Raw genomic sequence first — 21,054 nt, 5'->3', positions numbered from 1 at the left:
CGATCTTCCGTCACGGTATTGCCACGGTGGGTGACATGCTTCTACGGTGTCTCCTTCCCGTCCGGAATCTACGGGTGTAGACCAGCTTGTGACGTAGCGTCAGGTAGGGAGCCGAGATGAGCCGTACGGTCGTCCGGGGCGGACTGGTCATCACCGCCGCCGAGGAGACGCACGCCGACGTCCTGATCGAGGACGGCAGGATCGCCGCCCTCGCCGCGCACGACAGCACGACCGCCGACGGTTGGACCGCCGGCGCCGACCGGGTCCTGGAGGCCACCGGCAAGTACGTCATCCCGGGCGGCGTCGACGCCCACACCCACCTGGACTTCCCGTTCGGCGGCACCTTCTCCTCCGACACCTTCGAAAGCGGCACCCGCGCCGCCGCCTGGGGCGGCACCACCACCCTCGTCGACTTCGCCGTCCAGACCCGCGGCCAGGCACTGCGCGCCGGGCTGGACCTGTGGCACGCCAAGGCCGACGCCCAGTGCGCGATCGACTACGCCTTCCACATGATCCTCTCCGACGTCAACGACCACACCCTCAAGGAGATGGACCTCCTGGTGTCCGAGGGCGTCACCTCCTTCAAGCTGTTCACCGCCTACCCCGGCGTCTTCCTCAGCGACGACGGCCAGATCCTCCGCGCCATGCAACGCGCCGCCGGCAACGGCGGACTGGTCCTGATGCACGCCGAGAACGGCCCCGCCATCGACGTCCTGATCCAACAGGCCCTCGCCGCGGGCCACACCGGCCCCCGTTACCACGGCGAGGTCCGCCACCCCCTCCTGGAGGCCGAGGCCACCCACCGCACCATCCAGCTCGCCCGGATCGCCGGCGCGCCCCTCTACGTCGTCCACGTCTCCGCCGAGCAGGCCGTCGACGAGATCGCCCAGGCCCGGCACGCCGGACTCAACGTCTTCGGCGAGACCTGCCCGCAGTACCTCTTCCTGTCCACCGACAACCTCGCCGAGCCGGACTTCGAAGGCGCCAAGTACGTCTGCTCCACCCCCCTGCGCCCCCGCGAGCACCACGCGGCGCTCTGGCGGGCGCTGCGCACCAACGACCTCCAGGTGGTCTCCACCGACCACTGCCCGTTCTGCTTCCGCGGCCAGAAGGAACTGGGCCGCGACGACTTCTCCAAGATCCCCAACGGGCTGCCGGGGGTGGAGAACCGGATGGACCTGCTGCACCAGAGCGTCGTCGAGGGCCGGATCGGCCGCCGCCGCTGGATCGAGATCGCCTGCGCCACGCCGGCCCGGATGTTCGGCCTCTACCCCAAGAAGGGCACCCTCGCCCCCGGTTCCGACGCCGACCTGGTCCTCTACGACCCCACCGCCGAGCAGACCCTCTCCGCGCGCACCCACCACATGAACGTCGACTACTCGGCCTACGAGGGCAAGCGGATCACCGGACAGGTCGTCACCGTCCTCTCCCGCGGCGAACCCGTCATCGACGCCCGGGAGTTCACCGGCCGCGCCGGACACGGCCAGTACATCCCGCGCGGCACCTGCCAGTACCTCATGTGAGCACCCGCGCCCACCCCTTCCGGCCCCGCGACCCACCGGGCCGGCCCGCACCCCCAAAGGAGCGCCGCAGTGGACTTCGGAGTCGTCCTCCAACTCGACCCGCCCGCCTCCGCAGTCGTGGGGCTGATGCGCCGCGCCGAGCGCAACGGCTTCCGCTACGGCTGGACCTTCGACTCGGCCGTGCTGTGGCAGGAGCCCTTCGTCGTCCACAGCCGCATCCTGGAGCACACCGAGCACCTGATCGTCGGCCCGATGGTCACCAACCCCTCCACCCGCACCCCCGAGGTCACCGCCTCCACCTTCGCCACCCTCAACGACATGTACGGCAACCGCACCGTCTGCGGCATCGGACGCGGCGACTCCGCGATGCGGGTGGCCGGCCGCCCGCCCAACACCCTGGCGCGGCTCGGCGAGGCGATCGGCCAGATCCGCGACCTGGCCGAGGGTCGGGAGACGGACATCGGCGGCCACCGCGTCCGGATCCCCTGGATCAAGAACGGCCGCCTGCCGGTGTGGATGGCCGCCTACGGGCCCAAGGCGCTGGCCATGGCGGGCCGGCTGGCGGACGGCTTCATCCTCCAGCTCGCCGACCCGTTCCTGACCGAATGGATGGTCAAGGCCGTCCGCCAGGCCGCCGTGGACGCCGGCCGCGACCCGGCCGACGTCACCATCTGCGTCGCCGCGCCCGCCTACGTCGGCGACGACCTCGACCACGCCCGTGAGCAGTGCCGCTGGTTCGGCGGCATGGTCGGCAACCACGTCGCCGACCTCGTCGCCCGCTACGGCGAACACTCCGGCCTCGTCCCCGACGAGCTCACCGACTACGTCAAGGCCCGCGAGGGCTACGACTACTCCCACCACGGCCGGGCCGGGAACCCCGACGCCGCCTTCGTCCCCGACGCCATCGTCGACCGCTTCTGCCTGCTCGGCCCCGCCGAGGCCCACCGCGAGAAGCTGCGCGCCCTGCGTGCCCTGGGCGTCGACCAGTTCGCGGTCTACGCCATGCACGACGCCACCGAGGCCACCATCGACGCCTACGGCGCGGACATCATCCCCGCCCTCGCCGACGACTGACCCCGCCGACCCCGCCCGGGGGCGGTCACGGAATGCGGGTGGTCCACTCCTCGCTGGCGAACTTCGTCCGCACGAGTTCCCGGGCGCGGGTCATCTCCTGCGCGGTGACCTCGCCGCGGGCCAGGCCGTAGCGCGAACGGAAGGAGTCGATCATCTTCTCGATGACCGCCTCACGGGGCAGGCCGGTCTGCCGGCGCAGCGGATCGACGCGCTTCTTGGCGCTCCTGGTGCCCTTGTCGGAGAGCTTCTCCTTGCCGATCCGCAGCACCTCCACCATCTTGTCGGCGTCGATGTCGTAGGACATGGTCACGTGGTGCAGCACCGCACCGGGCCCGCCGCCCGGACCGACCATGCGCTTCTGCGCGGCGCCGGCCACCTTCCCCATGTCGGTGGCGATGTCGTTCAGCGGCTGGTACCAGGCTTTGATGCCCAGGTCGCCGAGTGCGGCCAGGACCCAGTCGTCGAGATAGGCGTAGGAGTCCGCGAAGGACAGCCCGGAGACCAGCGCGTCGGGCACCGCGAGGGAATAGGTGATGGTGCTCTGCGGCTCCGCGAACATCGCCCCGCCGCCGGAGATCCGGCGCACCACCGTGACGCCGTGCCGCGCCGCACCCGCCGCGTCGACCTCGTTGCGCAGGGACTGGAAACTGCCGATGATGACGGCCGGCGCGTCCCATTCCCAGACCCGGAGGGTGGGCGGCCGGCGACCGGCGGCCACCTCCGCGGTGATGACCTCGTCGAGCGCCATGTGCAGCGCCGGGGACTGGGGCGCCTCGTGGATCAGCTGCCAGTCGTAGTCGCGCCAGTCGGTGGCCTGGGCCAGGGCGCGTCGCACCGCGACGCCCACGCTCTCACTGGTGAAGCCGAACAGCACCGCCGACTCGGGGAGCGCCGCGTCGATACGGTCCCTCAGCCCCGCCGTGTCGGTGTCGACCGGTGCGCCCTCCAACGCCGAATTGATCTCCAGGATGGCCTCGTCGGGCTCCAGGAAGAAGTCGCCGGCCACCCGGACGTTCCGCAGCCGGCCGTCCTCCACGTCCAGATCGACGACCACCAGCTTGCCACCGGGGACCTTGTATTCGCCGTGCACTCCACACTCTCCGCCTCGTCGGGCGCCGCGACCCGATCCGGCGCCGCACTCTCCTGGACACCGTAACGCCACGGCGGTCGAACGGCTCGAAAGGCCATCGGCTCCCGCGCAGCCGGCGGATTCCGAGGAGCGCCCCGCGGGCCGTCCGTCACGCCCCCGGGGACGCCGGCGTCGCCGCCCAGCTCGCCAGCAGCCGCAACCGCTCCTCCGTCTGCGAGCCCGGCTCCGGCGTGTAGACCACCAGCATCTGGTCCGGCTCGCCCGGCACCGTCAACGTCTCGTAGGGCAGCGAGAGTTCGCCGACCACCGGGTGCAGCATCCGCTTCGTCCCGTACGACTTCTCCTTCACCAGGTGGTCCGCCCACAGTCGCCGGAAGTCCTCGCTGCCCAGCGACAACTCGCCCACCAGCGTGGCCAGTTGCTCGTCGTGCGGATGGTTGCCCGCGTCCAGGCGCAGATGGGCGACGGTCTCCGCGGCCACCGCCGGCCAGTCCGGATACACCTCGCGCGCCCGTGGATCGAGGAACACCTGACGCGGCATGTTGCGGTCCTTGGGCGCCAGCCGCGAGAAGCCGCCGACGGCGTCGGCCAGGGCGTTCCAGGCGAGCACGTCCATCCGGCGACCGAGGACGAACGCCGGTGCCCGGTCGACGAGCTCCAGCAGCAGCCGCAGGCCGGGACGGACCTGCTGGGGCGCGGGGCGCGGCGCACGGCGCGCGGTGGCCGGACGGCGGCGCGCGGGCCTGGCCACCGTGCGCAGATACTCCCGCTCGGTGTCGTCGAGCCGCAGCACCCGCCCGACGGCGTCGAGCACGGCGTCCGACACCGAGGGGCCGCGGCCCTGTTCGAGACGGATGTAGTAGTCGACGCTGACGCCCGCGAGCTGCGCGACCTCCTCGCGACGCAGCCCCGGCACCCGCCGCCTGCCGTGCCCCGGCAGCCCGACCTCCTCGGGCCGGATGCGGGCGCGCCGCGAGCGCAGGAAGTCGCCGAGTTCCCGGCCGATGGATGTGTCCATGCCGCGATCCTAGGTCGTGGTCCGCGTTCTTTCCTGGTACTGCCGGACCCAGGAAAACGGCAACCCTGGGTAGCCGCGGCGCCCGGTTGCAAGGTGGTGGACGTCGCCGGGAGACGCCCGGCGGCGACCACCACGAACCCGGGAGTTCCCATGTCGTACGCCACCCTCGCCGGCCGCACCGCCGTCGTCACCGGAGCCGCCAGCGGCATGGGCGAGGCCACCGCCCGGCTGCTCGCCTCGCACGGCGTGCGGGTGGCGCTGCTGGCCCGCCGCACCGACCGGCTGGCCGAGCTCGCCGCCAAGATCGAGGCGGACGGCGGCCAGGCGCTCGTGGTCACCGCCGACGTCACCGACGCGGCCTCCGTGGACGCCGCCGTCGAGACGGTGCACGCCGCCTACGGGGATGCCGACCTGGTGGTCAACGCGGCCGGCGTGATGCTGCCGAACCCCGTCACCGAGGGCCGCATCGACGAGTGGCAGCGCATGCTGGACACCAATGTGGCCGGCGCCCTGCGCGTCATCCGCGCCTTCACCCCGGACCTGATCGCGGCGGCCGCGGCCGGCCGGACCGCAGACCTGGTCAACATCTCCTCCATCGGCGCGCACGTCCCGTTCCCCCACTACGCCGTCTACGGCGCGACGAAGGCCGCCCTCACCTACCTCTCGCAGTCCCTCCGCACGGAACTGGGCCCGCGCGACGTCCGCGTCACCAACATCGAACCGGGCCTGACCGACACCGAACTGGGCGGCCACATCGACAACGCGGAACTGTCCGGCCAACTGGACGGCATGTTCGACGCGCTGATCGGCCTGTCCGCCGACGACATCGCGGACCTGATCGCCTTCGCCACCAGCCGCGCCCGCCACGTCAACCTGCGCCAGGCGGTCGTGCTCCCGACGCGCCAGGCATGACGCGGTGAGTCCGACGCAGCGGGACCGGCCGACGGCGCACCGCGGGAGCCACGCCGGTGGACCCGGCCCGCCCGTCGGACGGCACCGGAGGAAGGGAGGAAGAGGTGCATTGTCGGCCCCCCGCGGGGAGGGTACGGGTGATCGCAACGCCACGACCGCCACCACGGCCCGCGCGCAGCCGGCACACCCCGTGCCGCCCCGCGACGGCCGACGACGAGGAGGAGCCCCCGTGTTCACCACCCGCCCCACCCTCCAAGGCACCTTCGGCATGGCCGCCACCACCCACTGGCTGGCGTCCCAGTCCGCGATGGCCGTCCTGGAGGACGGCGGCAACGCCTTCGACGCCGCCGTCGCCGCCGGCTTCGTGCTGCACGTCGTCGAACCACACCTGAACGGGCCGGCGGGCGAGGTGCCCATCATCCTGGCCCCGGCCGACGGACCGGTGCGGGTGCTGTGCGGACAGGGACCCGCCCCCGCCGGGGCGACCGTGGCCCACTACACCTCCCTCGGCCTGGACCTGGTCCCCGGCACCGGACCGCTCGCCGCCGCCGTCCCCGGCGCCTTCGACGCCTGGCTGCTGCTGCTGCGCGACCACGGCACCAAATCCCTGGCCGACGTGCTCCGTCACGCCATCGGCTACGCCGAGCACGGCCACCCCGCCGTCGAACGCATCGGGCAGACGGTGGAGACCGTCCGCGCGCTCTTCGAAACCGAGTGGACCTCCTCGGCCGAGCTCTACCTCCGCGGCGGGCGCGCCGTCCGCCCCGGCGAACTCCTCACCAACCGCCCGCTCGCCGCCACCTGGCGCCGCCTGCTCACCGAGGCCGAGGCCGCCTCCGCCGACCGCGCCGCACAGATCGACGCCGCCCGCCGCATCTGGCGCGAGGGCTTCATCGGCGAGGCGCTCGCCGACTTCGCCGCCCGACCCGCCATGGACACCTCCGGCGAACGCCACGCCGGCACCCTCACCGGCGACGACCTGGCCGCCCACACCGCCACCTACGAGGACCCGGTCACCCACGACTGGCAGGGCTGGACCGTCGCCAAGGCCGGCGGCTGGACCCAGGGCCCCGCCTTCCTCCAACAACTCGCCCTGCTGCCCGAGGAGTTGCCCGCTCTGGGCAGCCCCGACTACGTCCACCTCCTCATCGAGGGCAGCAAACTCGCGATGGCCGACCGCGAGGCGTGGTACGGCGACGCCGCCGACGTCCCGCTCACCACCCTGCTCGGCGACGACTACAACACCGCCCGCCGGGCCCTCATCGGCGACCGCGCCTCCTACGCGCTGCGTCCCGGCAGCCCCGACGGCCGCACCCCGCGACTGAGCAAGCACGCCCTGGCCGTGGCCACCGGCAGCGGCGGCTTCGACCCGTTGGGCATCTCGGCGAGCGGCGCGGGCGAGCCGACCGTGGCCCGCGGCACCGGCCCCCGCACCCCCGGCGCACCGCGCACCGCCGACCCGGGCATCGACCCCGACGGCACCACCCGCGGCGACACCTGCCACATCGACGTCGTCGACCGCTGGGGCAACCTGGTCTCCGCCACCCCCTCCGGCGGCTGGCTCCAGTCCAACCCGGTGATCCCCGGCCTCGGCTTCCCGCTCGGCACCCGACTCCAGATGACCTGGCTGGAGGAGGGCCTGCCCAACTCCCTCACCCCCGGACGCCGCCCCCGCACCACCCTCACCCCCTCCCTCGCCCTGCGCGACGGCGTCCCCGTCATGGCGTTCGGCACCCCCGGCGGCGACCAGCAGGACCAGTGGCAGCTGCACTTCTTCCTGGCGGTGGCGCAGCGCCCCCAGGTCCGCGGCGGGCTCGACCTCCAGGGCGCCATCGACGCCCCGAACTGGCACAACGACTCCTTCCCCGGCTCCTTCTTCCCGCGCGGGATGCGGCCCGGCAGCGTCACGGTGGAATCCCGGATCGGCGACGCGGTCATCGACGGGCTGCGCCGGCGCGGCCACGACGTCACGGTGGGCGCCGCCTGGTCGGAGGGGCGCCTGTGCGCGGTGGCCCGCGACCCCCGCACCGGGGTGCTGTCGGCCGCGGCCAACCCGCGCGGCATGCAGGGGTACGCGGTCGGCCGCTGACCGTGCGCAGATCGGCGTGCCGACCGATGTGCTGTTCGGCGTGCTGATCGGCGTGCTGATCAGGGCACTGACCTGGGACGATGCCTGTGGACGGGGCAGCGGCCGGCGCTCCTCGCGGCGGCCGGCCGCACCCGCCCGTGGCCCGCACGGCACCCGGATTTCACCTGGAGTCCGGCTGGTGTGTCAGTGGCTCGTGGTTCGATGGACACATGATCGAAGCACTGGACATGCGCAACCCGGGAGACACCACGGAACTCACCGACGCCGTCACCCTCACCCCGCCCACCGTCGCGGCCGCCGCCCCGGACCTCTCCGGGCTGGACCTCGCCGCCGTCGAGGCCGCCGTCCGGCAGGCCGCGGCCGACGAGATCATGCCCCGCTTCCGGCAGCTCGCCGCCGAGGACATCGTCCAGAAGAACGGCCCGCACGACCTCGTCACCATCGCCGACCGCAGCGCCGAGGAACACCTCACCGCGGCCCTCACCGCGCTGCTCCCCGGTTCGCGCGTGGTCGGCGAGGAAGCCGTCCACGCCGACCCCACCGTCCTCGACGCACTCCACGGCGACACCCTCGTCTGGATCGTCGACCCGGTCGACGGCACCCGCCAGTTCGTCCACGGCGACCCCGGCTTCGCGACCCTGGTCGCCCTCGCCCACCGCGGCGAGGTGCTCGCCTCCTGGACGTACGCCCCCGCCCTCGACCAGATGGCCGTCGCCCGCCGCGGCGCCGGCGCCCGGCTCAACGGCCGGCGGCTCACCGCCGGCCACCCCGCCCCCGGCGCCGACCTCGAAGTCGCCACCTCCCACCCCGACTTCACCACCGACGACCAAAAGCGCGTGCTGGCCGCCCTGCAGACCCCCGGCATCGCCCCCCGCCCCTGCGGCTCCGCGGGCCTGGAATACCTCCACATAGCCCTCGGCCGGCTCGACGCCACCGCCTTCAGCTGGGAGAACTGCTGGGACCACGCCGCCGGACTCCTCCTCGTCCACGAAGCGGGCGGCGCCAGCGGCACGGTCGCCGGAGCGCCCTTCCGCATCCAGGGCGGCAACGCGCTCCCCTTCACCGCGGCCCGGGACGCCGAAACGGCGCGGCGTATCCTCGGATTGCTGGCTGACGCCAACTGACCCTCACCGACGAGGGTCGGACACGAGGGGAGTGGCGCAGGTGCCGACGATGCTCGATGCCGTCGTGATCGGATCCGGACCCAACGGCCTGACGGCGGCGGTCGAACTCGCCCGCCGCGGCATGTCCGTGGAGGTCTTCGAAGCCCGCGACACCATCGGCGGCGGAGCCCGCACCGAGGAACTCACCCTCCCCGGCTTCCGCCACGACCCCTGCTCCGCGGTGCACCCGCTCGCCATCGGCTCGCCCGCCTTCCGCGCCATGCCCCTCGAACGGCACGGGCTGGAATGGCTCCACCCCGACCTCCCCATGGCGCATCCCTTCCCCGACGGCACCGCCGCCGTCCTGGCGCACTCCGTCGGCGAGACCGCCATGTCGTTCGGACCGCACGACGCCGGCACCTATCGCCGGCTCATCGCCCCGTTCACCGGCAAGTGGGACACCATGGCCCACGACTTCCTGCGCACCCAGTGGCTCGGCCTGCCGCAGGACCCGGTCACCTACGCGCGGTTCGGCCTGGTCGCCATGCAGCCGGTGACCCTGCTGAACCGCCGCTTCCAGGACGAGAAGGCCCGCGGCCTGCTGGCCGGCCTCGCCGCCCACGCCATCGCCCCGCTCCGCGGCCTCGGCACCAGCGGCCTGGCCCTGATGTTCGCGCTCGCCGCGCACGCCAACGGCTGGCCGGTGCCCCGCGGCGGCTCCCAGGCCATCTCCGACGCCCTCGCCGGACTGCTCCGTGCCCACGGCGGCACGGTGCACACCGACTTCGAGGTCAAGCGCCTGGACGACCTCCCGCCCGCCCGCGCCTACGTCTTCGACACCTCCCCGACCGCCCTCGCCCGCATCGCCGGCCTCGGCAACGCCTACCGGGACGTCGTCTACGGCCCCAGCGTCTTCAAGGTCGACTACGCGCTCTCCGGCCCCGTCCCCTGGACCGCCGAGGAAGCCCACCGCGCCGGCACCGTCCACATCGGACCCACCCAGGGCGAGATCTCCGCCGCCCTGGACGCCGCCGTCGACGGCCGCGACCCCTCCGTCCCCTTCCTCATCACCGCCCAGCCCAGCCTCATCGACCCCACCCGTGCCCCCGAGGGCAAACACACCTTCTGGGCCTACGGCCACGTCCCCAACGGCTGGGAGGGCGACGCCACCGACGTCATCGAGCGCCAGATCGAGCGCTTCGCCCCCGGCTTCCGCGACCTGATCCTCGCCCGCGCCGTCGCCGGCCCCCCGCAGCTCGCCGCCCGCAACGCCAACTACGTCGGCGGCGACACCGCCACCGGCTCCGCCGCCGGCCTCCGCCTCCTCATCCGCCCCAAGCTCACCCGTGTCCCCTACGAGACCGCCCACCCCGCCGTCTTCCTCTGCTCCCAGGCCACCCCGCCCGGCCCCGGCGTCCACGGCATGTCCGGCCACCACGCCGCCCGAGCCGTCTGGCGCCGCCTCCGCGCCGGCGGACGCTGAGGGCCCTCCCCAGGGCATGCCGGACGGCAGACGGCACTCCGCGGCCACCCCCTCGGGCCTGTCCGACGGGTCAGGCGCGGCCCCGGCCCGGACCCATCGGACGCGCCCTAGGCTCATCCCCATGAGCACCCTCCTCACCCTCACCCAGGGCGACATCACCGAACAGGCCGTCGACGCCGTGGTCAACGCCGCCAACTCCTCGCTCCTGGGCGGCGGGGGAGTGGACGGTGCGATCCACCGCCGCGGCGGCCCCGACATCCTCGCCGCGTGCCGCGCCCTCCGCGCCGGCCACTACGGCCGCGGCCTGCCCACCGGCCAGGCCGTCGCCACCACCGCCGGCCGCCTCTCCGCCCGCTGGGTGATCCACACCGTCGGCCCCGTCCACTCCACCTCCGAGGACCGCGGCGAACTCCTGGCCTCCTGCTACCGCGAATCCCTACGGATCGCCGAGGAACTCGGCGCCCGCACCCTCGCCTTCCCCGCCATCTCCACCGGCGTCTACCGCTGGCCGATCGACGACGCCGCCCGCACCGCCGTGGCCACCGTCCGCGCCGCGCTCGCCGCCGCCCCCGACGCCTTCGACGAGATCCGCTTCGTGGTCTTCGACGACCGCGCCCGCACCGCCTACGAGGCCGCCCTCGCCGAGGAGTGAACGCGCCGCCGCGAGGTCGCGGACGTCCGGGCTGATGAGCCGAGGTTGATGTCGGATTTCCGCCAGCCCGACCCGGTCGGCTGAGGAATCCTGGAGGACATGCACACCGACACCGAGCGCTGTCTGCGCGCCGTGCAATCCAAGGACGCCCGCTTCGACGGATGGTTCTACATCGCCGTCGTCACCACCGGCATCTACTGCCGACCCAGCTGCCCGGTAGTGCCCCCCAAGCCTCAGAACATGCGCTTCTACCCCAGCGCCGCAGCCGCCCAGCAGGCCGGATTCCGGGCCTGCAAACGCTGCCGCCCGGACGCCAGCCCCGGCTCCCCGCAGTGGGACGAACGCGCCGACCTCGTCGCCCGCGCCATGCGGCTGATCGCCGACGGCATCGTCGACCGCGACGGCGTCCCCGGCCTCGCCGCCCGCCTCGGCTACAGCCCCCGCCAGATCGAACGCCAACTGCGCGCCGAGCTCGGCGCCGGCCCCCTCGCCCTGGCCCGCGCCCAGCGCGCCCAGACCGCCCGGCTCCTGATCGAGACCACCGCGCTCCCCATGGCCGAGATCGCCTTCGCCGCCGGCTTCGCCAGCATCCGCTCCTTCAACGAGACCGTCCGCGAGGTCTTCGCCCTCTCCCCGACCGAACTCCGCGGACGCGCCCGCCCCGGCCCCCGCCCCACCACCCCCGGCACCCTCACCCTGCGGCTCCCCTTCCGGCAGCCGCTCAACCCCGACAACCTCTTCGGCCACCTCGCCGCCACCGCCGTCCCCGGCGTCGAGGAATGGCGCGACGGCGCCTACCGCCGCACCCTCGACCTCCCCTACGGCCACGGCATCGTCGCCCTCGCACCCCGCCCCGACCACATCGACTGCCGGCTCTCCCTCACCGACCTCCGCGACCTGGCCGGCGCCATCGCCCGTTGCCGCCGGATGCTCGACCTCGACGCCGACCCGGAGGCCGTCGACGGCCTTCTGCGCACCGACCCGCAGCTCGCCCCGCTCGTCGACAAGGCCCCCGGCCGACGGGTGCCGCGCACCACCGACGCCGACGAGTTCGCGGTCCGCGCCGTCCTAGGCCAGCAGGTCTCCACCGCCGCCGCCCGCACCCACGCCGGCCGCCTGGTCCGCGCCCACGGCGAACCGATCGACGACCCCGGCGGCGGCCTCACCCACCTCTTCCCCACCCCCACCGCGCTCGCCGCACTCGACCCGGAAACCCTCGCCATGCCCCGCACCCGCCGCGCCACCCTCACCGGCGTCGTCGCGGCGCTCGCCTCCGGCACCCTCCAACTCGACGTCGGCAGCGACCGGGACGAGGCCCGCGCCCGCCTCGCCGCGCTCCCCGGCATCGGCCCCTGGACCGTCGAATGCATCGCCATGCGCGCCCTCGGCGACCCCGACGCCTTCACCCCCACCGACCTCGGGCTGCGCCGCGCCGCCGCCGGCCTCGGCCTGCCCGCCACCCCCGCGGCCCTGACCCGGCACTCCGCCCGCTGGCGCCCCTGGCGCGCCTACGCCGTCCAGTACCTCTGGGCGACCGACGACCACCCCATCAACCACCTCCCGACGAATTGAGCCCCACGATGCCCACCCCCACCACGGCGACCCCGGCCACCACGGCCCCCACCGAGTCGGTCACCCACACCGTCCTCGACGACACCCCCGTCGGCCCGCTCACCCTCGTCGCCCACGGCGACGCGCTCAGCGGCCTCTACATGACCGACCAGCGCCACCGCCCACCACAGGAGACCTTCGGCACCCCCGCCGACCCCGACGAACCGCCCTTCGCCGCAACCATCGCCCAGCTCCGCGCCTACTTCCGGGGCGAACTGACCACCTTCGACCTGCCGCTCGCCCTGCACGGCACCCCGTTCCAACGCCGCGTCTGGGCCGCCCTGTGCACCATCCCGTACGGCGAGACGCTCTCCTACGGGCAACTCGCCGAACGACTCGGCAACCCGACCGCCTCCCGCGCCGTCGGACTGGCCAACGGCCGCAACCCGATCGGCATCATCGTCCCCTGCCACCGCGTCGTCGGCGCCAACGGCAGCCTCACCGGCTACGGCGGCGGCCTCGACCGCAAGCGCCGCCTCCTCGACTTCGAACGCACCACCGACGGCCTCTTCCCACCGGAGGCATGGGCCTGAGGCCGCCCAAGGACGCGGCGAGCGCCACCGCCCCGGCGCCCGCCGACCCGTCAGGCGCCGCCCGACGGCGAGAGCCCGCCCAGCAGCGCCCGCACCGTCTCCGCCACGAACTCCTCCTCGCCCGCCGGCCGCAGCGCACCCGCCGGCGCCTCCCCGTCGAAGAACAGGTCGAGGAACGCCCGGTGGAAGCAGGCCCCGATCAGCAGATTGGCCGCCGCGTCCGGATCGGCCCCGGCCGCGATCCGCCCCGACTCCTGCTCCGCCGCCAGATACGTCGCCAGCTGCCGGCTCGCGTTGTGCGGCCCGAGGCCACCCAGCGCGTCCAGCTTGCGCCGATGCGTGGCCAGCAGCTCCGGACTGGCGAACAGCGACGCCGCGATCGGGAACGACCGCCGGTAGAACCGCAGGGCCGAGCGCACCACCTCCTCCAGGTGCCCGGCCGGGCCGCGCTCGTCACCCGCCCGATCCGGCAGCTCCGCCAGCGCGTCCGCGAACTGCGGCACCCGCTCGTGCAGCACCTGCACGAAGATCTCTTCCTTGCTCCGGAAGTGCTTGTACAGGGCGGCCTCGGAGCATCCCGCCTCCTTGGCGATCTGCTTGGTCGTCGTATGCGTCAGCCCCACGCTGGTCATGAGCGCGGCGGCGGCGTCGAGGATGCGGGAGCGCGTCAAGGCGCCTCCGGACAGCGGGGCGGCGGCTTCGTGGCTCATGGGACGACCCTACATTGACAGGTAAGTGAGCACTCACCCACACTGGTGGGTAAGTGCTCACTCACCTCTGTTCGTCGCGGTGTCCCGCTGTGTCCCGCCGGGTTCCGCCGCGCGGGGGTGGCCAGGAAGGATCACCGGAGGAGCCATGAACATCACCGTCGTCGGAGCCTCGGGAGGCATCGGCCGGCACCTCGTCGGCCAGGCACTCGCCGACGGGCACGACGTGACCGCCGCACTGCGCAGCCCCGAGAAACTGACCGAGCGTCACCCGCGCCTGACGGTCGTCCGCGTCGACGCGCTCGACCCCGCCTCCCTCAAACCCGCCATCGAGGGCGCCGACGCGGTCCTCTCCGGTATCGGCCAGTTGGGCCGCCACGACCCGCTGCGCCCCGCCTCCACCTCGGCCCGCGCGGTGACGGAGGCCATGGCGGCGACCGGCGTGCGCCGCCTCCTCGTGGTCAGCGCCGGCCCGCTCAACCGCACCGGCGCCGGCCAGCCGTTCCTCACCCACCGGGTCTTCGGCCCCCTGCTCTGGGCCATCCTCCGGGAGCTCTACACCGACCTGGAACGCATGGAGGCCGTCCTGCGGGCGACCGACCTCGACTGGACTTCCGTACGCCCGCCCCGCCTGCTCGACAAGCCGGGTACCGGCCGCTACCGCCACGCCGTCGAAGCCGGCCCGTCCGGCAGCTCCATTCCCCGCGCCGACGTCGCCCGCGCCATGCTCGACCTCATCCCGGACCCCAGCACGTACGCCCACGCGGTCGGCGTCAGCGGCTAGGTCGTGCCCGCAAAGTCTCATCGTCCGCCCGGCATGCGGGACTTCGCGGACACGACCCAGGCCCTGTCTGCAGGGACGGTGGCGAGCCGGGCCGCCGCCCCTTCAGCGCCGTGTGGGACGCGGTGACCCGGCCGAGTCCGAACGGGCCTGACGGGAGCCGCACGTGCCGCAGAACACCGGTCGGGGCGGACGGGAGAAGGACCGCCGACAGGTCGTCAAAGAGTCGGGAGGCAAACCGGAGGGAGGACTTCCCCCGGTCGTAGAGCACGCGGGTGCGCTCGTCGGCGCCGGGGTGGTCGCCGTCCACCCCCACCACGACCGTGGCGTCGGGCGTGACCACGGCGAACATCCGGCGCCGGAAGGACTGGTCGTGGACGGTCGGCGGGCGGACCGTGTAGCCCATCTCCGTGCCGGAGTGCCCCGCGATCGTCAACCGGTTCTCGTACTCGCTGCCGTAGTACTCGCCGTAGTTGGGCATGCCCTGGCCGTCGTGGTCGAGCACCCCGCGGTCAGCCACCGTCCGCCGACCCGTCGGACACGACCTGGTCATGGCGTGCCTAGGCAGAGCCGAGCACTGCCCGCCCCGGCGTGAGTAGCCGAAAGTTGAATCCGCCGGAACGGTTCCGGCCTTCCGATTCACAGGAGCGCATCACTCATGACTGTCACGCTTGGCCGTACCGGCATGGAGATCACCCGGTTGGGCTTCGGTTCGTGGGCCGTGTCCGGCTCGGGCTGGACCTTCAGCTGGGGTGCCACGGACGACGCCGAGTCCGTCGCCGCGATCCGCCACGCGCTGGCCGCGGGCGTCAACTGGATCGACACCGCCGCGGTGTACGGCCTGGGCCACTCGGAGGAACTGGTCGGCAAGGCCATCGCCGGCCTGCCGCAGGCCGACCGCCCGTACATCTTCACCAAGGTCGGCCTGGTCTGGGACCCGGAGAATCCGTCGGCCGCGCCTCGGCGGATCATGAAGCCGGCCAGCGTCCGCCGCGAGGTCGAAGACTCCCTGCGACGGCTGGGCGTCGACCACATCGACCTCTACCAGGTGCACTATCCCGACACCGGCGAATCGCTGGAGTACGCCGGTGGCGGCTTCGGCGCCGTATCGCCCAACGCCACCCCGCTGGAGGAGTACTGGCAGGTCATGGCCGACCTGAAGGCCGAAGGCAAGGTCCGGGCCATCGGGTTGTCCAATCACACGCCGGATCTGCTCGACGCGGCCGAGCAGATCGCCCATGTCGACGTCATCCAGCCGCCGTTCTCGGCGATCAACCGGTCGGCCGCCGCTGAGATCGCCTGGGCACACGCCCACGAGACCGGCGTGATCGTCTACTCGCCGCTGCAGTCCGGCCTGCTCACCGGGGCCTTCTCCGCCGAGCGTGTGGCCGGCCTGCCCGCCGAGGACTGGCGGACCGCCCACCACGACTTCACGACGGGCCTGACCGCCAACCTCCAACTCGCCGAGGCGCTGCGGCCGATCGCCGAACGCCATGGGCGCAGCGTGGCCGAGGTCGCCATCGCCTGGGCGCTCGCCTGGCCCGGCATCACCGGGGCGATCGTGGGCGCGCGCAAGTCCGCCCAGGTGGACGGCTGGATCGGCGCGGGCTCGCTGGAGCTGACCCCGGCCGACATCGAGGAGATCGCCACCGCGATCACGGTCTCCGGCGCGGGCATCGGCCCGGCCCGCCACGGATGAAAGAGGCCGGCCCATGGCGACGGGCCAAGGGGGCAGCGAGCACGCGTCACACCTCCCTCCCCAGCGCCACCCCTCCCCCCAACGTCACCTCTCCCCGGTGACCACCCCCCGTACCTCCGCCACCAGGTGTTCCGCCCGGGTGAGGGAGTCGCGCAACTGGGCCCGGGTGCAGCCGAGTTCGCCGAGCAGGGCGGCGGCGCGGGCGGCGAAGTCCGGTGGGGTGTGGGGGAGGGTGGCAGCCGTCGCCAGGGCGCCCTTCTCATTCAGGCACCAGACGCCGTGGTGGGCGTGCAGGGCCTGGACGAGGGCGCCTATGGCCCGGGAAAGACACAGGGAGGCATGCAGGACGTCCGTGGCCGCGGACGACTTGGCCGCCAACCCCACGGAGAAGCCCGCGTCCCAGACGGCGGCAGCGGTCAGTGCCTCGCGCAGCGGCTCGGGATACGTCCCGGTCGCCTCCTTGAGGCGGCTCAACTCCCCGGAGCCGTCCGCCAGGATCTGACCGAGGGCCACTTCGCCCGGATAGGCGGGGGACCAGAAGCCCAGGGGATGGCCGGCCTGTATGCCGGTCTCGAAGCGGCCGGCGCGGCAGTCCTCCCACACCCGCCGCACCCGGTCGATGTCCCGGAAGATCCAGTCCACATGGCTGCCGTCGGGCAGGACCAGCCATGCCCCGCCGTTCACCCAGGGGCCCCAGGCGCCCGGCGGGTGTATCTCGACCGGGCCGCCGGTCACGTCCGCCGCCAGCGCCGCCAGTGCGGGCAGGTCCGGTGTTCCTCGGTAGTAGACGCCCAGGTCCCAGTCGGAATCCGGGCGGTTGGTTCCTCGTGCGCGGCTGCCCCCGAGCATGACCCCGACGACTCCCGGCACCCGCGCGATGCGTGCCGCGATCTCTTCCATGGGAACGAGGCTAGGGGGCGGGCGGGGCCAAGGAATCAACCCACGGTTCTCACACTGAGGGTTGAGGTCGAGAAACCGTGCCGCGGTGTGCGGTGTGCGGTCTGCGGCGTGCGCTGTGTGGAGCGTGCGCTGTGTGGAGCGTGGAGTGCGACGGGAGCGAGCCGGTTTCCGGGGAGGGGCGGTGGCGGGAATCGGAGGCGGGTCGGCCCTGCTCGTCCGCTCCCTCCTCCTCTCCCCTCTCCCCGCCCGGCGCCGCCCGGTCAGGCCGGTGGCAGGCCGTCCTCCAGTTCCACCGGGCCGTGGCCGGCTTCCAGGACGTCCAGGGCGGCGCGAACCCGCAGCCGCAGGCCCTTGGCCAGCAGCGTTTCGGCCTCGTCCCAGTGGGCCAGGCGCCAGGACAGGAGTTCCTCCTCCTGCACGCGGATCGCCGCGAACTGGGCCGCGTCCAGCACTCCGCCGTCGAAGAGGTAGGACACCAGCGGGGGGCGCGCCTCGCCGCGCACCCAGTCGACGGTGAGCAGTCGGCCCGGTGCCAGGTCGAGGCCGATCTCCTCCAGGGTCTCCCGGCGGGCGGCCTGGCGGGGGGATTCGCCGATGTCGGATTCGACGGTGCCGCCGGGCAGGACCCAGGTGTCGCGGTAGTTGGGTTCCACGAGCAGCAGGCGGCCTTCCGCATCGCGGAAGATGACTCCGGCGCCCGCCAGCACACGGGGCAGGCCGGCGATGTAGGTGGCGTAGTCGTCGTCCATGGTCGTCACGGCGCGAGCCTAGGGCGTGGCCGGCAGGAGGGAGAAGCACCTTCAGGGGGCGGACTGGCGCAGACGGGTGCGGACCGGTGCGGGCGGGGGGATCCTCTGCCGCTCTGTTCGGCGGGGGCATCGGGCGGATAAGGTCTCAGCGGCGCGACTGCCAGTTCGAAAGCAAGGGGAAACACGGTGGCGGACGCAGCAAGGACAAACACAGCACATGTGCTGATCGCCGCGGACAAGTTCAAGGGCTCGCTCACGGCCGTCGAGGTCGCCGAGCACGTCACGGCCGGTCTGCGGCGCGTGGTCCCCGGCCTGGACGTGGCGGCGGTGCCGGTCGCGGACGGCGGCGACGGGACGACGGCGGCGGCCCTCGCGGCCGGTTTCACCCGGCACGAGGCGCGGGTCACCGGGCCCACCGGCGAGCCCGTGACGGCCACCTTCGCGCTGCGCGAGGACGGCACCGCGGTGGTGGAGATGGCCGAGGCATCCGGCCTCCAGCACCTCCCGAAGGGCGTTTTCGCGCCGCTCACCGCCACCACGTACGGCACCGGTGAGCTGCTGCTCGCGGCGCTGGACGCGGGGGCGACCTCGATCGTCTTCGGCGTCGGCGGCAGCGCCACGACGGACGGCGGCGCGGGCATGCTGGCGGCGCTGGGCGCGCGGTTCCTGGACGCCGACGGGGCGCCGGTGGGGCCGGGCGGCGGCGGGCTGCGGGAGCTGGCCACGGCCGATCTGTCGGGGCTCGACCCGCGGCTGGCCGGTACGGACATCGTGCTCGCCAGTGACGTCGACAATCCGCTGACCGGCCCCAAGGGCGCGCCGGCGGTCTACGGGCCGCAGAAGGGCGCGAGCCCGGAGGACGTGGCCGTCCTGGATGCCGCGCTGGCGCACTTCGCCGAGGTGCTGGAGCGCGCCGCCGGCCCGAAGGCGGCCGAGCACGCGCTGGCCCCCGGGGCCGGGGCCGCGGGCGGTATCGGTTACGGCGCGCTGGTCGGGCTGGACGCCGCGTTCCGGCCGGGCATCGACGTGATGCTGGACGTGCTGGGGTTCGCGCCGGCGCTGGCCCGGGCCACGTTCGTGATCACCGGTGAGGGGTCGCTGGACGAGCAGACCCTGCACGGCAAGGCGCCGGCCGGGGTCGCGGCGGCGGCACGGGCGGCGGGCATCGAGGTGGTCGCGGTCTGCGGACGGCTGCAGCTGCCGCAGGAGGCGCTGGCCGCGGCCGGTATCCGGCGGGCGTATGCGCTGACGGACCTGGAGTCCGACCCGGCCCGCTGCATGGCCGAGGCGGGCCCGCTGCTGGAGCGGGCGGCGGAGAGCCTGGCGCGGGACTTCCTGGTCTGACGACGCCGCGGCGGGATGCCGCGGGCCGCCCGCGAAGAGGCCCGCTGCACACCACGGCTCCCGCTGCACACGACGGCTCCTGCTGCACACGACGGTTCCGCCGCACACCACGGCTCCCGTCACATGCACGGCTCCCGCCGTATGCGAAGAGGCCCCGAGCGGATCGTTCCGCTCGGGGCCTCTCGGCCTTCTTCGTGGGCGCCGCCGCCCGGGTCCGTCAGGGCTGGTGGGCCGCGCGCGACTCGGCGCGCGACTCGCGGCGGTTGTCACGGAAGGTGTTGACCCTCCGGGCCGTCGCGAAGACCGGGATCATGGCGCCCAGGACGATCTGCAGGGAGCAGCCGGTCTGGAGCAGCAGCTGGCCGCCGGGGGCGTCCAGCGCCCAGGCGGCGAGCATGCCCATGCTGAGCACGATCCAGCTGAGCATCGCCACCGCGAGTCGACCCCGCGGCTTGGGGTACTCGACCCGGCTCACCATCAGCCAGGCCACCCCGATGATCGCCAGCAACGTCGGCAGGAACGGCAGCTCCAGCAGGACGATGGCGACGACGGTCAGGGCGCCGAAGGGACTCGGCATGCCCTGGAAGATGCCGTCGCGCAGCGTGACGCAGGAGAAGCGGGCGAGCCGCAGCACGACCGCCAGCAGCACCACCACCGCCGCGACCACCGACACCCGCTGGTGCGCGTCCTGGGCGACCATGCCCCAGGTCACGACGAAGTACGCGGGTGCCAGCCCGAAGCTGATCAGGTCGGAGAGGTTGTCGAGCTCGGCCCCCATCGCCGAGGCCCGCAGCTTGCGCGCCACCAGCCCGTCGAAGAGGTCGAAGACCGACGCCAGGAGCATCAGGATCACGGCCATCGCCGCGCTGTGCCGCGCCATCCCGCCGTCCTCGGTCCCCGTCAGGTGGGGGATGAGGACGCCGGTGGTGGTGAAGTACACCGCCATGAAGCCGCAGATGGCGTTGCCGAGCGTGAGGGTGTCCGCTATTGACAGCCGCGTCGACAGCGGCATGTCATCGTCGTCCTCGTCGTTCTCCGGCGCCCAGCCCGCCTGGGTCTCGGGATCAATCACGGTCAAGGCGAGTCACCCCCGCGGTAGTGGCCTGGCCGACCTCGACCGCCGGCTCGACACCCTCCGGGAGGTAGACGTCCACCCGCGAGCCGAAGCGGATCAGGCCGATGCGCTCGCCCTGCTCGACCTTGGTGCCCTGGGGCACGTAGGGGACGATGCGTCGGGCGACGGCGCCGGCGATCTGCACCATCTCGATGTCGCCCAGCTCGGTGTCGAAGTGCCAGACGACCCGCTCGTTGTTCTCGCTCTCCTTGTTGAACGCCGGGACGAATCCGCCGGGGATGTGCTCCACGGACGTCACCGTGCCGGCCAGCGGCGCGCGGTTGACGTGGACGTTCAACGGGCTCATGAAGATCGCGACGCGGGTGCGACCGTCCTTCCACGGCATGATGCTCTGCACCACGCCGTCGGCCGGAGAGATGACGCGTCCCTGAGCGATCTCTCGCTCGGGGTCGCGGAAGAACCACAGCATGCCCGCCGCGAGTGCGGTGGTGGGCACGGCGACGGCGGCCCAGCGTCCGGACCGGCGGGCACGGGCCAGGCTGACCGCCGCCGTTGCCACGGTCGGGAGGAGCCACGGCGACGCTCCGCGCGCGAGGCGGACGCGACCGCGTTGTGCAGAGGATTGGCTGTGGGGCATGAATGACCTTCGTAGCGGAGGATGCCGCGTATGGATACGGGGGACGGCGGCTTTCCAGGGATGCTATCGGTTGC

At 73.3% G+C, this 21,054-nt stretch carries 20 protein-coding genes; 12 read left to right on the top strand and 8 right to left on the bottom strand.

Going from position 1 to position 21,054, the window contains the following annotated elements:
- Nucleotides 1-116 precede the first annotated feature (116 nt).
- Both hydA and SNOUR_RS10195 read left to right on the top strand, forming a co-directional pair.
- Complete coding sequence (gene hydA / locus SNOUR_RS10200) at nucleotides 117-1,523, top strand: dihydropyrimidinase (protein ID WP_067345867.1); 1,407 nt, start codon at nucleotides 117-119, stop codon at nucleotides 1,521-1,523.
- Nucleotides 1,524-1,592: 69 nt separating this feature from the next.
- The gene (locus SNOUR_RS10195) at nucleotides 1,593-2,597 is read left to right on the top strand and encodes a TIGR03842 family LLM class F420-dependent oxidoreductase (RefSeq protein WP_067345864.1); all 1,005 of its coding nucleotides are present in this window, start codon (nucleotides 1,593-1,595) and stop codon (nucleotides 2,595-2,597) included.
- A gap of 25 nt (nucleotides 2,598-2,622) precedes the next feature.
- Here the strand turns inward: SNOUR_RS10195 and lplAB are convergent, their stop codons facing one another.
- Nucleotides 2,623-3,687, bottom strand: a complete 1,065-nt coding sequence (gene lplAB / locus SNOUR_RS10190) for a lipoate-protein ligase LplAB (protein ID WP_067345861.1) — start codon at nucleotides 3,685-3,687, stop codon at nucleotides 2,623-2,625.
- Between the two features lie 148 nt (nucleotides 3,688-3,835).
- Nucleotides 3,836-4,705 (bottom strand): helix-turn-helix transcriptional regulator, encoded by an 870-nt coding sequence (locus SNOUR_RS10185; RefSeq protein ID WP_067345859.1) that lies wholly within the window; start codon nucleotides 4,703-4,705, stop codon nucleotides 3,836-3,838.
- 150 nt (nucleotides 4,706-4,855) lie between these two features.
- On the opposite strand from SNOUR_RS10185, the gene SNOUR_RS10180 reads away from it, so the two are divergent.
- The 7 genes from SNOUR_RS10180 (at nucleotide 4,856) to SNOUR_RS10150 (ending at nucleotide 13,088) form a co-directional block, all read left to right on the top strand.
- On the top strand, nucleotides 4,856-5,617 hold the full coding sequence (locus tag SNOUR_RS10180; RefSeq protein ID WP_067345856.1) for an SDR family oxidoreductase: 762 nt from the start codon (nucleotides 4,856-4,858) through the stop codon (nucleotides 5,615-5,617).
- 229 nt (nucleotides 5,618-5,846) lie between these two features.
- Nucleotides 5,847-7,706 (top strand): gamma-glutamyltransferase family protein, encoded by a 1,860-nt coding sequence (locus tag SNOUR_RS10175; RefSeq protein WP_067345853.1) that lies wholly within the window; start codon nucleotides 5,847-5,849, stop codon nucleotides 7,704-7,706.
- Nucleotides 7,707-7,915: 209 nt separating this feature from the next.
- Nucleotides 7,916-8,830, top strand: a complete 915-nt coding sequence (locus SNOUR_RS10170; protein WP_079142484.1) for an inositol monophosphatase family protein — start codon at nucleotides 7,916-7,918, stop codon at nucleotides 8,828-8,830.
- Nucleotides 8,831-8,870: 40 nt separating this feature from the next.
- The gene (locus SNOUR_RS10165; RefSeq protein WP_067358045.1) at nucleotides 8,871-10,292 is read left to right on the top strand and encodes a phytoene desaturase family protein; all 1,422 of its coding nucleotides are present in this window, start codon (nucleotides 8,871-8,873) and stop codon (nucleotides 10,290-10,292) included.
- 121 nt (nucleotides 10,293-10,413) lie between these two features.
- Nucleotides 10,414-10,944, top strand: coding sequence for an O-acetyl-ADP-ribose deacetylase (locus tag SNOUR_RS10160; RefSeq protein ID WP_067345850.1), 531 nt, complete (start codon nucleotides 10,414-10,416; stop codon nucleotides 10,942-10,944).
- 99 nt (nucleotides 10,945-11,043) lie between these two features.
- Nucleotides 11,044-12,516 carry a DNA-3-methyladenine glycosylase 2 family protein gene (locus SNOUR_RS10155; protein ID WP_067345847.1) on the top strand — a complete coding sequence of 491 codons (1,473 nt, stop codon included), beginning with the start codon at nucleotides 11,044-11,046 and terminating at the stop codon, nucleotides 12,514-12,516.
- A gap of 8 nt (nucleotides 12,517-12,524) precedes the next feature.
- Nucleotides 12,525-13,088, top strand: coding sequence for a methylated-DNA--[protein]-cysteine S-methyltransferase (locus tag SNOUR_RS10150; RefSeq protein WP_067345845.1), 564 nt, complete (start codon nucleotides 12,525-12,527; stop codon nucleotides 13,086-13,088).
- Nucleotides 13,089-13,138: 50 nt separating this feature from the next.
- Here the strand turns inward: SNOUR_RS10150 and SNOUR_RS10145 are convergent, their stop codons facing one another.
- Nucleotides 13,139-13,798: a TetR/AcrR family transcriptional regulator gene (locus tag SNOUR_RS10145; protein ID WP_067345842.1), complete on the bottom strand. Its 660-nt coding sequence runs from the start codon at nucleotides 13,796-13,798 to the stop codon at nucleotides 13,139-13,141.
- 145 nt (nucleotides 13,799-13,943) lie between these two features.
- Between SNOUR_RS10145 and SNOUR_RS10140 the strand changes: the two genes are divergently transcribed.
- Nucleotides 13,944-14,579: an NAD(P)-dependent oxidoreductase gene (locus tag SNOUR_RS10140; RefSeq protein ID WP_067345839.1), complete on the top strand. Its 636-nt coding sequence runs from the start codon at nucleotides 13,944-13,946 to the stop codon at nucleotides 14,577-14,579.
- On the opposite strand, the gene SNOUR_RS10135 is transcribed toward SNOUR_RS10140, so the two are convergent.
- Nucleotides 14,569-15,096: a hypothetical protein gene (locus SNOUR_RS10135; protein ID WP_159425848.1), complete on the bottom strand. Its 528-nt coding sequence runs from the start codon at nucleotides 15,094-15,096 to the stop codon at nucleotides 14,569-14,571. The genes SNOUR_RS10140 and SNOUR_RS10135 overlap by 11 nt on opposite strands.
- A 138-nt stretch (nucleotides 15,097-15,234) precedes the next feature.
- On the opposite strand from SNOUR_RS10135, the gene SNOUR_RS10130 reads away from it, so the two are divergent.
- Nucleotides 15,235-16,275 carry an aldo/keto reductase gene (locus SNOUR_RS10130; protein WP_067345835.1) on the top strand — a complete coding sequence of 347 codons (1,041 nt, stop codon included), beginning with the start codon at nucleotides 15,235-15,237 and terminating at the stop codon, nucleotides 16,273-16,275.
- A gap of 84 nt (nucleotides 16,276-16,359) precedes the next feature.
- Here SNOUR_RS10130 and SNOUR_RS10125 read toward each other — a convergent pair whose 3' ends face one another.
- Complete coding sequence (locus tag SNOUR_RS10125; protein WP_067345832.1) at nucleotides 16,360-17,175, bottom strand: nucleotidyltransferase domain-containing protein; 816 nt, start codon at nucleotides 17,173-17,175, stop codon at nucleotides 16,360-16,362.
- Nucleotides 17,176-17,435: 260 nt separating this feature from the next.
- Entirely contained in the window at nucleotides 17,436-17,933 is a 498-nt protein-coding gene (locus tag SNOUR_RS10120) for an NUDIX domain-containing protein (protein ID WP_067345830.1), read from the bottom strand.
- 210 nt (nucleotides 17,934-18,143) lie between these two features.
- On the opposite strand from SNOUR_RS10120, the gene SNOUR_RS10115 reads away from it, so the two are divergent.
- Nucleotides 18,144-19,268 (top strand): glycerate kinase, encoded by a 1,125-nt coding sequence (locus tag SNOUR_RS10115; RefSeq protein WP_067345827.1) that lies wholly within the window; start codon nucleotides 18,144-18,146, stop codon nucleotides 19,266-19,268.
- 217 nt (nucleotides 19,269-19,485) lie between these two features.
- Here the strand turns inward: SNOUR_RS10115 and pssA are convergent, their stop codons facing one another.
- Nucleotides 19,486-20,346, bottom strand: coding sequence for a CDP-diacylglycerol--serine O-phosphatidyltransferase (gene pssA / locus SNOUR_RS10110; protein WP_174717860.1), 861 nt, complete (start codon nucleotides 20,344-20,346; stop codon nucleotides 19,486-19,488).
- Entirely contained in the window at nucleotides 20,333-20,980 is a 648-nt protein-coding gene (locus tag SNOUR_RS10105) for a phosphatidylserine decarboxylase (RefSeq protein WP_067345825.1), read from the bottom strand. Before SNOUR_RS10105 ends, pssA begins: the two co-directional genes overlap by 14 nt.
- Between the last annotated feature and the right edge of the window lie 74 nt (nucleotides 20,981-21,054).

The organism is Streptomyces noursei ATCC 11455 (genome assembly GCF_001704275.1).
Lineage (GTDB): Bacteria > Actinomycetota > Actinomycetes > Streptomycetales > Streptomycetaceae > Streptomyces > Streptomyces noursei.
This window is presented reverse-complemented; position numbering and strand designations above follow the sequence as displayed.